The sequence below is a fragment of the Halocynthiibacter styelae genome (assembly GCF_016123485.1).
Taxonomy (GTDB): Bacteria; Pseudomonadota; Alphaproteobacteria; order Rhodobacterales; family Rhodobacteraceae; genus Halocynthiibacter; species Halocynthiibacter styelae.
In genome coordinates this window covers 24,019-35,874 of the sequence record NZ_JADCKQ010000002.1, presented here as the reverse complement: position 1 = coordinate 35,874, position 11,856 = coordinate 24,019, and the positions used below count along the sequence as shown (strand labels likewise).

Sequence of the window (11,856 nt, the reverse complement as noted above, 5' to 3'; positions counted from 1 at the left end):
GAAAGAAAATCCCCCGGAGTTTTTGAAAAACTCCGGGGTGGATGATCAGGCTTTGTCACCGCTCATAAGGCGATCCGCTTTTTTACGAACGAGCACCGAACGCAGATCATGCATGGCCAGAAGCAGGCTGTCAGTGACGGCTTCAAGTTCCTCATCAGTGCCTTTGGACTGTGCCCATTGTGCAGTCTGGTTCAGATGGTCAACTGTGCGCAGAATGTCATCGATGTTGCGCTGTGCGAGAACGTCCTGACGTTCTTCAAGCCACTGTGTCAGAGCTTCCATATCTTCGTTGGACAGTTCACGTCCGCCCTGGGGCTTGATCTCGCCGTTACGTACATTGACCATTGCGATTTGGTCCATATCGATACGACGATGGCGGTTTTCCGTGTCAACGCGGAAAGCCAGGGCACCGTTTTCACGTGTGCGGAAGTAATATTTTGGCAGTTCTGTGGACATATTAAGAAACTCACTCAGAAAATGTTCAGTTCAGTGCGTTACAGAAGCGTTTAATGCGCAGACAGGCTTCCCGCAATACATCATCCGCTTCAGCGTAACTGACCCGGAAATTCGGAGAGAGCCCAAAAGCCGCACCAAAGACCACCGCAACACCGGTTTCTTCCAGAAGGGCGGTGGCGAAAACCTCGTCATCTGTAATTTTGGTGCCCGCTGCTGAGGTCTTCTCAATACAGCCCTGAATGGATGGATACACATAAAAGGCACCATCCGGTGTCGGGCAGGTTATGCCCGGGCAATCGTTCAGCATTTCAACCACCATATCCCGGCGGCGCTGGAAGACTTCCAGGCTGTTGTGAATATAATCCTGCGGGCCGTTCAGGGCTTCGATCGCGGCCCATTGACTGACTGAACAGGGGCAGGAGGTTGACTGTGACTGTACCTTACGCATGGCAGAGATCAATGTTTCGGGTCCTGCCGCGTAACCAATGCGCCAACCGGTCATAGCATAGGCTTTGGACACACCGTTACAGGTGAGTGTACGATCGTAAAGTCCGGGTTCAACCTCGGCCGGGGTGCAGAAGGTGAAACCCTCATAAGACAGATGTTCATACATATCATCGGTCATGATGTGAACTTGCGGGTGGCGCATCAACACATCCGTCAGTCCTTTCAGCTCCTGGCGAGTATAGCCAGCACCTGTGGGATTGGAGGGAGAGTTAAAGATCAGCCATTTGGTTTTAGGCGTGATCGCAGCTTCCAGGGCTTCTGGTGTCAGTTTGAAACCGCTTTCCATCGGGCATTCGACAATCACCGGGGTGCCGCCGGCCAGCAATACCATATCCGGATAGCTCACCCAATAAGGCGCGGGGATCACAACCTCATCACCCGCGTCAAGTGTCGCCATGAACGCGTTGTAAAGCACCTGTTTCCCACCTGTGGAAACGGTGACCTGTGCCGGAATATAGCTCAGCCCGTTTTCACGTTGAAATTTGTCGCAGATCGCCTGCTTCAGTTCCGGGATGCCATCTGGTGCGGTGTAGCGTGTCTTGCCCGCATCAACCGCTGCCTTTGCGGCATTACGGATATTTTCCGGCGTGTCAAAATCGGGCTCTCCGGCAGATAGGGCGATAATGTCACGCCCTGCTGCGGCCAGTTCTTTGGCTTTGCTGCTGATAGCAATGGTTGGTGACGGTTTGACACGGGCCAGCGAGGCAGAGATCAGAGACATAGAGAAACGCCATATTTGTATGTTTGCTTCCTTTGCTTTAGATTGCGCGCAAAGCCCAGGCAAGAAGAGTTGAAAAATCATTATGGATGACGCTGAAAACGATTGGTTTAGTGCGGAATATACCACTTTTGGCGACCGTGTCGCCGGCGCGCGGGAGGCGCTGGGCATGACCCAGCAGGAGCTTTCACGACGCCTTGGCGTGAAATTGAAGACGATCCGGGCCTGGGAGAATGATATTTCAGAACCCCGATCGAACAAGATTATGCGCCTGTCGGGCCTGCTGAATGTGTCGATCATGTTCCTGTTGAACGGCGAAGGCGATGGCCTGGAAGCACCGGAAGAGCAGACCGCTCTGGCACCAGGGGTTGAGGAAATTCTGACAGAAATTCGTGACCTCAAGACGCAGATCAATCAATCTGCGGATCGATTGGGGCGGCTTGAGAAAAACCTGCGCACGATCCTGAAGGCGGGCTGATATGACCACCGAAACACATGAACACCGTCTGAAACGTCTGCATATGCGTTCGATCCGGCGCGGGATCAAAGAGATGGATATCATCCTCTCTGGTTTTTCGGATGCGGCTCTTGCGGATCTTTCTGCAGAAGAACTGGATCTGTACGAAGCTTTGCTGGATGAAAATGATCATGATCTGTACGGTTGGGTATCTGGTCAGTTGGCGACGCCTGGGCAATACCTGGATCTGATCACAAAAATATCAACGGTGCATAAGGCCGCTTGACCTTCCAGCAGAGGGAAGGTGCAAACTGCTGTGAAAACAGTCGGAGGTGTCATGTCTGTTCGTTCACTTATTCTGGCCGCTGTGCTGGCCTTTACGCCATTGGCGGTATTTGCGCATTCCGTACTGACAGCGTCAGAACCAGGGCAGGGTGCAGCCGTTTCTGCCCCGCAGGAATTGTCCCTGCACTTTAACAAACCATTGCGATTGGTGTTCGTGACACTGACTGATATCGACGGTCAGGTTGTGACGTTGGATATATCCTCATTTATTTCCGAACCGTCAGCGGATTTTATCCTGCCATTGCCTGTGTTGGCACCAGGCGGATGGACGATCACCTGGAGCGGTCTTGGAACGGATGGCCATGCAATGCGGGAAGACTTCACCTTCGCCATTGTGCCTGAATGATGGACAGTCTTCCGATCATCGCGAGGTTGATGATCCTGCTTTCGGCAACCCTGACAGCTGGCGGCGGACTGGCTACGGTGATCTTTGGTCTTCCTGCGCTCAAAAAGGTGCAAAGGTTTGGTGCATTGTTGGGGATGGTTTCCTGTGCCTTCTATTTTTCGTCCCAGGCTGCGCTGCTGACCGGGCGCTGGGACGGTGTTTTTGGTCCGGGAATTGCGCATTTGTTATGGCAGCTGGGCGGCGGGGCGACATTACTGTTTGTACTTTTCGCCTTTTCGCTCTTCCTGTTTCATCATGAAAACCGGCTTTTGTTGTTGGGGAAGTCCTGTTTGCTGTTGCTCGGGATTGCGTGGCTCAGTCATCTGACGCTGCTTCAGAAACCCTTTTTGTTCCTCCATCTTCTGCTGGCATTGATCTGGGCTGGTGTGATCCTGCCGTTTCTCAAGCCGATGACACCTGTGACACTGGCGCAGAGGGCGCAGAGGTTCGGGCGCGTTGCAGTTGTAATTCTTCCTGTTCTTTTTGTAGCGGGTGGCACGTTGGTCTGGATCCGGACTGACGGTAACCTTCAGGCGCTTTGGGGGAATTGGGGGCTGGCTATGACTGGAAAGTTGGCTTTTGTAATGCTGGCCGGTGCGATTGGTTTGCGAAATAAACTTAAAATTGTACCGGAAATATCTGACGCCTACGACGCGCCGGTTAGGACGTTTCGATCTGCGATGGTGGTGGATGCCTTGATTTTTCTGACAATTTTGGGCTTTTCCGCCTGGCTTTCCAACAATACCCCTTTGTGAACTGAATATAGAAAAATCATTGGGGCATTGTTCTACTTAACTGTTTTTTCGCCTTTTTCCCTCAGCCTGGTTTCAAATTCTTTTCAGGTCATCGGAGAAAGAGATGAGTTTTCAGTCGAAGGTGAATACCGTAGGACACTATGATTTTATGACGAGCTACCTTGAGGCGCTCGCATTGGTCGAACGCCTGCATCGCCTGTTGCTTGATGTAATTAAGGATGAATTCGAACGGGTCGGGGTGTTGGAAATTAATGCGGTCCAGGCGCTGCTTTTATTTAATATCGGTGACAATGAAGTCACTGCAGGTGAACTGAAATCCCGTGGTTATTACCAGGGGTCAAACGTGTCTTACAATCTGAAGAAACTGGTGGATCTTGGTTTTATGCACCATCAGCGTTGTGAAATTGACCGTCGGTCGGTGCGCGTGCGTCTGACGCAAAAAGGGCGGGAAATCCATCAGACCGTCAGTGATCTTTTTGCGCGCCATGCCGAAGGTCTTCAGTCGAAAGGCGTGCTTGGGGAGGATGGTATCGAGGTGATTAATGTCAGCCTGCGTCGTGTGGAAAGATACTGGACGGATCAGATCCGGTACATTTACTGAGGCTGATGCCTGAAACGGCATCAGCCCCGGAATAGGTTTACCAGTGGCCGGTATTGCCCATGCTGATCCAGGGTTCAGCCGGGTCCAGCGCGTCACCGTTTTGCAGAATTTCCACGCTGATATTATCCGGGGAACGTACAAAGGCCATGCGTCCGTCATGGGGCGGGCGATTGATCAACACACCGTTGTCCTGCAGGTGCTGGCAGGTCTCATAGATATTATCAACACCGTAACACAGGTGGCCAAAATGGCGGCTGTCTGCCGGCAAATCTGTATCACCATCCCAGTTGTAAGTCAGTTCGAGCTCGGCTTCTTCCTGCCCCGGAGGGGCGAGATAGAGCAAAGTAAAGCGCCCTTTTTCACTTTCGTACCGGCGGGTCTCTTTCAGTCCCAGCAGCTCATAAAAAGCTTTGCTCTTTTCCAGATCCGCAACCCGGACCATAACGTGCAGATATTTTAGTGGCATGTTCGGCGCTCCTCTCTTTTTCGCTACTCTGACCGGGTTGATAGCTGGTAGCAAGTTAATAGCTTGCCCGGCAGCAGGGCTGCGGTATGTTAGTGAAAAATCGCGGAGGGACACGTGCAGACATATCTGAAAGCCTTACAGGAAATTCTGGACCGGGGAGAAAGTTCCTCTGATCGCACGGGCACGGGCACGGTTTCTGTCTTTGGCATGCAGTGCCGCTATGATCTGTCAGAGGGCTTCCCTCTGCTGACCACCAAAAAGCTGCATATTCGTTCCATTTTGCATGAACTTCTCTGGTTTCTGGCCGGCGATACAAACATTAAATACCTGAAAGAAAATGGTGTTTCGATCTGGGACGAATGGGCGGATGAAAAGGGCGATCTTGGTCCCGTCTACGGCCATCAATGGCGACGGTTCCCGGCGTTACAACCCAGCGGTACGGAAAAAGACGGGCATCCGCTTTATTTTGCGGGTGCAGTGGATCAGATTTCTGAGCTTGTTGAGAACATCAAAAAATCACCTGACAGCCGCCGCCTGATTGTTTCCGCCTGGAATCCGGCGGATGTACCCGACATGGCGCTGCCGCCCTGTCATACGCTCTGGCAGGTGCGCATCCTGAACAACCGTTTACATCTTCAGCTTTATCAGCGTTCCGCCGATATGTTCCTTGGTGTGCCATTTAACATCGCCTCCTACGCTTTGCTTCAACATATGCTGGCCCATGTCGCTGGTTATGAGATGGGTGATTTTGTGCATACACTGGGTGATGCGCATATCTATTCCAATCATATGGATCAGGTGCAAACCCAACTTGCCCGTACGCCGAAACCGTTGCCGCAGTTGAAGATCACTCGCAAGGTCGACAGTATATTTGACTTCCGGTATGAGGATTTCGAAATCACCGGCTATGACGCCGATCCCAACATCAAAGCACCTGTGGCCGTATAAATGATTACACTTATCGTCGGGCGCGACCGGAATGGCGCCATTGGTAAAAACAATGATATTCCCTGGTATGCGCCGGAGGATCTGCAATTCTTCAAACGCGAAACCCTTGGTGGCGCTGTGATTATGGGGCGCAATACCTGGGATAGTCTTCCGTTCAAGCCTCTGAAAAATCGCCTGAATATTGTGGTGACGTCGCAGGGTGTGGAAGGATGTGAACATGTTGTCTCTAACGTACAGGACGCTGTTGCCCTGGCAGAGGCGCAAGGTTATCGCCGGATTTACGGCATGGGTGGGCGCGGGATTTATGCGGAAATGCTGAATATTGCAGATCGCCTGCTGATCACTGAAGTGGCCGTATCGGTTGATGATGCAGATGTGTTCTTTCCAGAATTTAGTGCGGATGACTGGGCTAAAACCGGCACGAGCCCTCTGCGAAGTGAAGATCCGGCTTGTGCTGTGGATGAATATCTGCGCCTGCGTTGAACATAAAAAAGCCCCGCAACTGAAACCAGCGCGGGGCAATCAATTCATGTGACTGAAAATCAGTCGATCAGCTGAATTTCGCCAGCAGATTCGCGGCCGTCACGGCCTGCGACCATTTCGAACTCAACCTTTTGGTTGTCCGCAAGGCCTTGCAGCCCCGCGCGTTCTACAGCTGAAATATGTACAAATACATCTTTGCCGCCTTCATCAGGTTCAATGAAGCCGAAACCTTTAGTTGCGTTAAACCATTTTACGGTGCCAGTAGCCATCCGTAGTCTCCTTATTGAAACCCGCCCACGGTATTGCGACGGGGTGGTGCAGCCAGGTCTTCTGTCTTCAGGCCGCGCCCAAATCGGGAGCGTGCGTCATTAAAAGCCTTTGTCACGAGAGGAGCATGCGCATGAGTTTTTCAAAATTGCAAGGAATTTACCGTCGGCAAACCAGTCGGATATGGGTAAAACAGGAACGAACTGGGATCAGGAGATGTCGAAATGATCAGTATATACGGGCTAAAGAACTGTGACACCTGCCGTAAGGCTTTGAAAGAAATAACAGCATCCGGGCGCGATGCCGAACTTATTGATGTTAGAGCATCGCCACTAGATACGGCTAAATTGGAGGATTTTCTTGCAACCTTTGGTGGAGAGCTGATCAACCAACGCTCCAAGACATGGCGTGATATGACGGAATCAGAACGTTCTGTGCCGCAGATGGATCTTTTAGAGGCACATCCTGCGGTGATGAAGCGACCGGTTGTTCAGGGGGATGGGAAGCTGACCCTGGGTTGGACAGCAAAGGCAAAGGCCGACTGGGGGCTGTAATGAAAAGGGGCAGTATGATCTGCCCCTTTGTTTGTTATGCTGCTGCGGTGGATTTTCCGGCCAGCACCCGGTCAAGCGACAGCGGCCCTGCGCCTTTCACCACCAGCGTGATCAGAATGGCCATCCAGAACAGGCGCTGGTCCATGATCTGGCTGTCGTGGATACGGTCAAACCAGCCGCCGATTGTTGTCGCATCAGCATGGTGACCAACGATATCTGTCAGAGATTGCATGATCACAAAGCCGATCATGCCAATGGCCGCCAGGCGGGTGAACAGACCCAGAAGGATCAGCAGGGGCAGGACGAATTCGGCCGCAGTGCCGGCGACAACAACCAGCCACTGAAACCAGGACATGGCGGACAGATCATAACCTGCGGCTTCGATCGCACGGGGCCAGATCTGGGTGTAGCCGCCGAAAGATGGGGACAGAATGCCAAAGATGCCATCGCCTAGTTTGGTGACTGCGGAATTCCAGAAATACATCAACAGCACGGCCACAAAAGTGAATCGTGCCAGTGTCGGAAGAAGCCATTCCCCGGCAAGTTTTTCAACCAGGCTAAAAACGGAGTTGTGTAGATTTATCAGGGGAGTCATGGTCTTATCCTTCTGTGATACGAGAAATTGCATTGCCTGCCAGCAACGCAGCCAGGCTTTGAGAAAGGTCAAACTCGGGGTTGTGCGTGCTGGCCGCGCTCAGGGCTTCGCCAAATGTTCGGCCACTCAGCAAAGCTTGAACAAACAAGCCGCCACAGCAGGGCAGGGCTACAGGTTGCGGATCAAACGCGGGACGGGTGATCAGCACGTCTTCTGCTCGCATTTCCGGTTTTGGCCCGCCAGTCATGTTAAACTGCCAGAGTTGAAACAGTGGCCATTGCGACGAAATCAGGCGCACAGAGGGGGCCAGTTCCAGTTTTGCGGCCATCAGGGCCTCGGGGGGCAAAGCCTGAAGTGCCTCGGGTGAGATCGGGTCCGTGTCTGCCGCGTGATAGCTTTCGCGGATTGCAAGTTCCAGGCGGGCAACATCCGGCAGGTAACCATATTGTTGTGTAGGTTCGAACGTCTGCAGAAAGTCGGGCAGGGCGTCACCATAATGCATCATCAAGGGTGATGTCGGGGGATGGGCGCGCAGGAATTGCCCGGCGAGAATGCGGAAGTTGTCCTCACCCAGCAGTTTCACAACCACCGGGAATGCGGTGATCAGTGCTTCTGTCAGTGAGACCGCAACGTTGTTACGATAAACTGAAAAGCGTTTACCCGCCGGATCACCTTTTGCGTCACGCAGGCCTGCGGGTACATCCATTGTTGGGGACAATATTGCCTGGGTGAACTGTGGTTGTGTGACCGTGTCGTTCATTCTGCCGCCGCCTGTGATTTACGGTTCAGAATGGCATCTGCGCGTCGGGCTTCATCGGCCAGAACCGGCCAGTCCGGGACATCTGTATCCCATTCAATCAGGGTGGGCAGAGGGCCGGTTTTGGCGATTGTATAATCATAAAGGGCCCAGACAGGATCAACAACTTCGCGCCCGTGGCTGTCAATCAACAGGGGTGCACCATCACTGTCTTCATCTTCGTCATGGCCACCAAGGTGGATTTCACCGACCTTATCAAGGGGGAAGGCGTCGATATAAGCGCGCGGATCGTAGTTCAGGTTTGTGGCCGAAACAAAAACATTGTTCACATCGAGCAACAGGCCGCAGCCGGTACGTTTGCTGATTTCTGCCATAAAGTCGAATTCTTCCCAGGTGCTTTCGGCAAAAGCCAGGTAACTGGACGGATTTTCAAGAAGCATCCGGCGACCGACGTGGTTTTGTACCTGATTCACGTGATCTGCAACGCGCGTCAGCGTTTCGTTGGTGTAGGGCAGAGGCAGAAGGTCGTTCAGGAAATGGCTGTCATGGGTAGACCAGGCCAGGTGTTCGGAAAATTGTGCGGGCTTCAGCCAGTCACATAATATCTTCAGGCGATCAAGGTGGTCATGATCTAGGCCGCTTTCGCTGCCGATCGACAGACCAACGCCATGGACGGAAAAGGCAAAGCGTTCGGCAAGGGCGCGCAACTGGGCCAGCGGACGACCGCCCTGACCCATGTAGTTTTCGGCATGAACCTCCAGCCATTCAACCGGTGCCGGGTTGTCCATAATAGCCTGAAAATGCTGGGGCTTGTACCCAACACCGGTTCCGGCGGGCAGGTGATCAAACGAATGTGTAAGCGGTTGTTGCATGATCTGCCTGTACTGTTGATTTTTTACAGGTTCGCCGGAAACGGCGAAAATTCAAAAGCCTCCCGCAAACAAATGAGCACCAAAAGTCTGCGAGAGGCCGAGATGCCCCCTGCACGGGCAGGGGACTGAGGGACGCGGTTATCAGCCCTGTGGCAGGTCGCGGTCCAGTTCCTCAAGAGAACCAACGCGTGCTGTGCCATCTGCCAGAGCAGGAAGTTCGATGGTGTCGCAAGTGCCTGCATCTACGATTTTCCAGGCGTTGCCCTGATAATCAACAGTAGAAGTACCTGCACATGTGGTGCCTGGGCCCGCTGCGCAATCGTTTGCGCCAGCAAGGGAAACGCCGTAGCATTTTTCGCCACCGGCAGCGGCAGCAGGTGTGGTTGCATGTGCAGTCAGAGCAGCGGCTACAGCGCCGGCTACGGCAAGAGTTTTTACAGTGTTGGACATGGTGTGTTCCTCTGAATTGATCTTTGTCTTCGCCACTCTCTGCGGCATGACCTCAATCTAAGCGCCAGAGGTTAACACATGCTACTCACAAGCCTGTCATTCACGCGTGCGTGAGGTTCTGGCGTATTTTGTGAACAGTATTTGGGTCTATACCCATAAAAACAAAGGGCCCGATCGGTGAGTGTTACCGATCGGGCCCCTGGAAAGTTTCAAATCCTACAGATTTTAGCCGCGTTGATCAGGCGGGCAGGCCTCTTTTGTGAGTTCTGTTACAATCTCATCCAGTGAAACAAGCTGGCTTTGCTTGCTGCCAAGGCGACGGGCAGACACGGTGCGGTCTTCGACCTCTTTCATGCCAACCGCCAGAATCACCGGAACTTTGCCAAGGCTGTGTTCGCGGACCTTGTAGTTGATCTTTTCATTGCGCACGTCGGCTTCGGCACGCACACCAGCGGCGCGCAGGGCTGCAACCACCTCCTGCGCATAATCATTCGCATCGGTGACGATGGACGCGACAACAACCTGACGCGGGGCCAGCCAGAACGGTAGTTTACCAGCATGGCTTTCGATCAGGATACCGATGAAACGTTCAAAGGACCCAAGGGTCGCGCGGTGCAACATAACCGGACGGTGTTTCGCACCATCTTCGCCGATGTAAGTTGCGTCCAGACGTTCCGGCATAAAGAAGTCAACCTGATGGGTGCCACATTGCCAGTCACGGCCAATTGCATCGGTCAGAACGAATTCAAGCTTTGGCCCGTAGAACGCACCTTCGCCTTCATTGATCTCATATTCAAAACCAGCGGCTTTGGTGGCGTTGGCCAGAGCTTCTTCCGCCTGATCCCAGATTTCATCTGATCCCACACGTTTTTCAGGTCGGGTTGAGAATTTCACACGGAATTCCTCAAAGCCCAGGTCTTTATACACAGAAGACAGGAAACCAATGTATTCGACGGTTTCAGATTCGATCTGTTCGCGGGTACAGAAGATGTGACCATCATCCTGAGTAAAGCCACGTACGCGCATGATGCCGTGCAGCGCGCCAGATGGTTCATAGCGGTTACAAGACCCGAATTCCGCCATACGCAGGGGCAGGTCGCGGTAAGATTTCAGGCCCTGGTTATAGACCTGCACGTGACAGGGGCAGTTCATGGGTTTCAGTGCATTCACGGTCTTTTCGCGCGCGTGATCTTCGTCCACCTCAACGATGAACATGTTTTCCTGGTATTTTTCCCAGTGGCCGGATTTTTCCCACAGTTTGCGGTTCACAACCTGGGGTGTGTTGACCTCAACATATCCGCCTTTGTCCTGACGACGACGCATATAATCTTGCAGCAGGGTATAGATGCGCCAGCCGTTCGGATGCCAAAACACCTGACCAGGGGCTTCTTCTTGCATGTGGAACAGATCCATTTCGCGGCCCAGCTTGCGGTGGTCGCGCTTGGCGGCTTCTTCCAGCATGTTCAGGTGCTTTTTCAGACCTTCTTTGTTGGTAAAAGCAACGCCGTAGATCCGTTGCAGCATCGCGCGATCACTGTCGCCGCGCCAATAGGCACCCGCTACAGACATCAGCTTAAACCCATCGCCCGGCACCTGACCGGTATGCTGCAGGTGTGGACCACGGCAAAGATCCTGCCAGTCGCCATGCCAGTACATGCGCAGGGGCTCATCCCCTGGAATGCTTTCGATCAGTTCAACTTTGTAAGGCTCATTGTTGTCCTGATAGAATTTCACCGCGCGGTCGCGTTCCCAGATCTCGGTGGTCACGGTATCACGCTTGTTGATGATCTCTTTCATCTTCTTTTCGATCAGGGCGAGATCTTCTGGCGAAAATGGCTCTTCCCGGTCAAAGTCATAATACCAGCCGTCTTTGATCACAGGACCAATGGTCACTTTCACATCAGGCCAAAGTTCCTGCACAGCGCGCGCCATGATGTGGGCGCAGTCGTGACGGACCAGCTCTTCTGCCTGTTCCAGATCTTTCATGGTGTGAATTGCGATTTGTGCGTCGCCACTGATCGGCCACTGCAGATCGAAGTGTTCACCATTCACAGTGGCGGAAATTGCTTTCTTCGCCAGAGAATTGGAAATGGATGCAGCAACATCTGCGGCTGTGACGCCGGCGTCATAGTCGCGTGAATTACCATCGGGGAATGTAAGGGATATCTGTGCCATCCAGGGCAAGCTCCTCGTCGTTCTGGCGCCCACGGAACGCCCGGTTGCGGGTTATGTTTCAAAAC

Annotated in this window: 17 protein-coding genes; 8 read left to right on the top strand and 9 right to left on the bottom strand. The window is 53.0% G+C overall.

Annotated elements, in window-relative coordinates:
• Window positions 1-45 precede the first annotated feature (45 nt).
• Window positions 46-456, bottom strand: a complete 411-nt coding sequence (locus H1D41_RS02440) for a hypothetical protein (protein ID WP_228847420.1) — start codon at window positions 454-456, stop codon at window positions 46-48.
• Between the two features lie 25 nt (window positions 457-481).
• The gene (locus H1D41_RS02435) at window positions 482-1,684 is read right to left on the bottom strand and encodes a pyridoxal phosphate-dependent aminotransferase (protein WP_228847419.1); all 1,203 of its coding nucleotides are present in this window, start codon (window positions 1,682-1,684) and stop codon (window positions 482-484) included.
• Between the two features lie 82 nt (window positions 1,685-1,766).
• Between H1D41_RS02435 and H1D41_RS02430 the strand changes: the two genes are divergently transcribed.
• From H1D41_RS02430 to H1D41_RS02410, 5 genes are all read left to right on the top strand, one after another.
• Window positions 1,767-2,159 carry a helix-turn-helix domain-containing protein gene (locus tag H1D41_RS02430; protein ID WP_107495676.1) on the top strand — a complete coding sequence of 131 codons (393 nt, stop codon included), beginning with the start codon at window positions 1,767-1,769 and terminating at the stop codon, window positions 2,157-2,159.
• Window position 2,160: 1 nt separating this feature from the next.
• On the top strand, window positions 2,161-2,424 hold the full coding sequence (locus H1D41_RS02425) for an FAD assembly factor SdhE (RefSeq protein WP_228847418.1): 264 nt from the start codon (window positions 2,161-2,163) through the stop codon (window positions 2,422-2,424).
• 51 nt (window positions 2,425-2,475) lie between these two features.
• A complete protein-coding gene (locus H1D41_RS02420) occupies window positions 2,476-2,829 on the top strand; it encodes a copper resistance CopC family protein (RefSeq protein WP_228847417.1) in 354 nt (117 codons plus the stop codon).
• Window positions 2,826-3,623 (top strand): CopD family protein, encoded by a 798-nt coding sequence (locus H1D41_RS02415; protein WP_228847416.1) that lies wholly within the window; start codon window positions 2,826-2,828, stop codon window positions 3,621-3,623. The genes H1D41_RS02420 and H1D41_RS02415 overlap by 4 nt, the downstream gene beginning before the upstream one ends.
• Window positions 3,624-3,771: 148 nt before the next feature.
• Window positions 3,772-4,224 (top strand): MarR family winged helix-turn-helix transcriptional regulator, encoded by a 453-nt coding sequence (locus H1D41_RS02410; RefSeq protein WP_228847415.1) that lies wholly within the window; start codon window positions 3,772-3,774, stop codon window positions 4,222-4,224.
• Between the two features lie 37 nt (window positions 4,225-4,261).
• On the opposite strand, the gene H1D41_RS02405 is transcribed toward H1D41_RS02410, so the two are convergent.
• Window positions 4,262-4,690 (bottom strand): VOC family protein, encoded by a 429-nt coding sequence (locus H1D41_RS02405; protein ID WP_228847414.1) that lies wholly within the window; start codon window positions 4,688-4,690, stop codon window positions 4,262-4,264.
• Window positions 4,691-4,804: 114 nt separating this feature from the next.
• Between H1D41_RS02405 and H1D41_RS02400 the strand changes: the two genes are divergently transcribed.
• Both H1D41_RS02400 and H1D41_RS02395 read left to right on the top strand, forming a co-directional pair.
• On the top strand, window positions 4,805-5,638 hold the full coding sequence (locus tag H1D41_RS02400) for a thymidylate synthase (protein WP_228847413.1): 834 nt from the start codon (window positions 4,805-4,807) through the stop codon (window positions 5,636-5,638).
• On the top strand, window positions 5,639-6,121 hold the full coding sequence (locus H1D41_RS02395; RefSeq protein WP_228847412.1) for a dihydrofolate reductase: 483 nt from the start codon (window positions 5,639-5,641) through the stop codon (window positions 6,119-6,121).
• Window positions 6,122-6,180: 59 nt separating this feature from the next.
• Here the strand turns inward: H1D41_RS02395 and H1D41_RS02390 are convergent, their stop codons facing one another.
• Entirely contained in the window at window positions 6,181-6,390 is a 210-nt protein-coding gene (locus H1D41_RS02390; RefSeq protein WP_107495684.1) for a cold-shock protein, read from the bottom strand.
• A gap of 222 nt (window positions 6,391-6,612) precedes the next feature.
• Here H1D41_RS02390 and H1D41_RS02385 point away from each other — a divergent pair, with 222 nt between their 5' ends.
• Window positions 6,613-6,942: an arsenate reductase family protein gene (locus tag H1D41_RS02385; protein WP_267473576.1), complete on the top strand. Its 330-nt coding sequence runs from the start codon at window positions 6,613-6,615 to the stop codon at window positions 6,940-6,942.
• A gap of 34 nt (window positions 6,943-6,976) precedes the next feature.
• Here the strand turns inward: H1D41_RS02385 and H1D41_RS02380 are convergent, their stop codons facing one another.
• The 5 genes from H1D41_RS02380 to thrS all read right to left on the bottom strand — a co-directional run bounded on the left by H1D41_RS02380 (window position 6,977) and on the right by thrS (window position 11,791).
• Entirely contained in the window at window positions 6,977-7,537 is a 561-nt protein-coding gene (locus H1D41_RS02380) for a DoxX family membrane protein (RefSeq protein WP_228847411.1), read from the bottom strand.
• 4 nt (window positions 7,538-7,541) lie between these two features.
• Window positions 7,542-8,297 carry an HvfC/BufC N-terminal domain-containing protein gene (locus H1D41_RS02375; RefSeq protein WP_228847410.1) on the bottom strand — a complete coding sequence of 252 codons (756 nt, stop codon included), beginning with the start codon at window positions 8,295-8,297 and terminating at the stop codon, window positions 7,542-7,544.
• Window positions 8,294-9,166, bottom strand: coding sequence for an MNIO family bufferin maturase (gene bufB, locus H1D41_RS02370; protein ID WP_228847409.1), 873 nt, complete (start codon window positions 9,164-9,166; stop codon window positions 8,294-8,296). The genes H1D41_RS02375 and bufB overlap by 4 nt, the downstream gene beginning before the upstream one ends.
• Window positions 9,167-9,307: 141 nt before the next feature.
• On the bottom strand, window positions 9,308-9,616 hold the full coding sequence (locus H1D41_RS02365) for a BufA1 family periplasmic bufferin-type metallophore (protein WP_228847408.1): 309 nt from the start codon (window positions 9,614-9,616) through the stop codon (window positions 9,308-9,310).
• Window positions 9,617-9,841: 225 nt separating this feature from the next.
• Window positions 9,842-11,791: a threonine--tRNA ligase gene (gene thrS / locus H1D41_RS02360; RefSeq protein WP_228847407.1), complete on the bottom strand. Its 1,950-nt coding sequence runs from the start codon at window positions 11,789-11,791 to the stop codon at window positions 9,842-9,844.
• Window positions 11,792-11,856 lie beyond the last annotated feature (65 nt).

Bases quoted from the DNA above. Each gene is read 5' to 3' on its own strand.
- H1D41_RS02420 (WP_228847417.1), top strand. From the start codon at position 2,476: ATGTCTGTTCGTTCACTTATTCTGGCCGCTGTGCTGGCCTTTACGCCA.
- H1D41_RS02425 (WP_228847418.1), top strand. From the start codon at position 2,161: ATGACCACCGAAACACATGAACACCGTCTGAAACGTCTGCATATGCGT.
- thrS (WP_228847407.1), bottom strand. From the start codon at position 11,791: ATGGCACAGATATCCCTTACATTCCCCGATGGTAATTCACGCGACTAT.
- H1D41_RS02405 (WP_228847414.1), bottom strand. From the start codon at position 4,690: ATGCCACTAAAATATCTGCACGTTATGGTCCGGGTTGCGGATCTGGAA.
- H1D41_RS02380 (WP_228847411.1), bottom strand. From the start codon at position 7,537: ATGACTCCCCTGATAAATCTACACAACTCCGTTTTTAGCCTGGTTGAA.
- H1D41_RS02440 (WP_228847420.1), bottom strand. From the start codon at position 456: ATGTCCACAGAACTGCCAAAATATTACTTCCGCACACGTGAAAACGGT.
- H1D41_RS02430 (WP_107495676.1), top strand. From the start codon at position 1,767: ATGGATGACGCTGAAAACGATTGGTTTAGTGCGGAATATACCACTTTT.
- H1D41_RS02395 (WP_228847412.1), top strand. From the start codon at position 5,639: ATGATTACACTTATCGTCGGGCGCGACCGGAATGGCGCCATTGGTAAA.
- H1D41_RS02435 (WP_228847419.1), bottom strand. From the start codon at position 1,684: ATGTCTCTGATCTCTGCCTCGCTGGCCCGTGTCAAACCGTCACCAACC.
- H1D41_RS02365 (WP_228847408.1), bottom strand. From the start codon at position 9,616: ATGTCCAACACTGTAAAAACTCTTGCCGTAGCCGGCGCTGTAGCCGCT.
- H1D41_RS02410 (WP_228847415.1), top strand. From the start codon at position 3,772: ATGACGAGCTACCTTGAGGCGCTCGCATTGGTCGAACGCCTGCATCGC.
- bufB (WP_228847409.1), bottom strand. From the start codon at position 9,166: ATGCAACAACCGCTTACACATTCGTTTGATCACCTGCCCGCCGGAACC.
- H1D41_RS02390 (WP_107495684.1), bottom strand. From the start codon at position 6,390: ATGGCTACTGGCACCGTAAAATGGTTTAACGCAACTAAAGGTTTCGGC.
- H1D41_RS02415 (WP_228847416.1), top strand. From the start codon at position 2,826: ATGATGGACAGTCTTCCGATCATCGCGAGGTTGATGATCCTGCTTTCG.
- H1D41_RS02375 (WP_228847410.1), bottom strand. From the start codon at position 8,297: ATGAACGACACGGTCACACAACCACAGTTCACCCAGGCAATATTGTCC.
- H1D41_RS02385 (WP_267473576.1), top strand. From the start codon at position 6,613: ATGATCAGTATATACGGGCTAAAGAACTGTGACACCTGCCGTAAGGCT.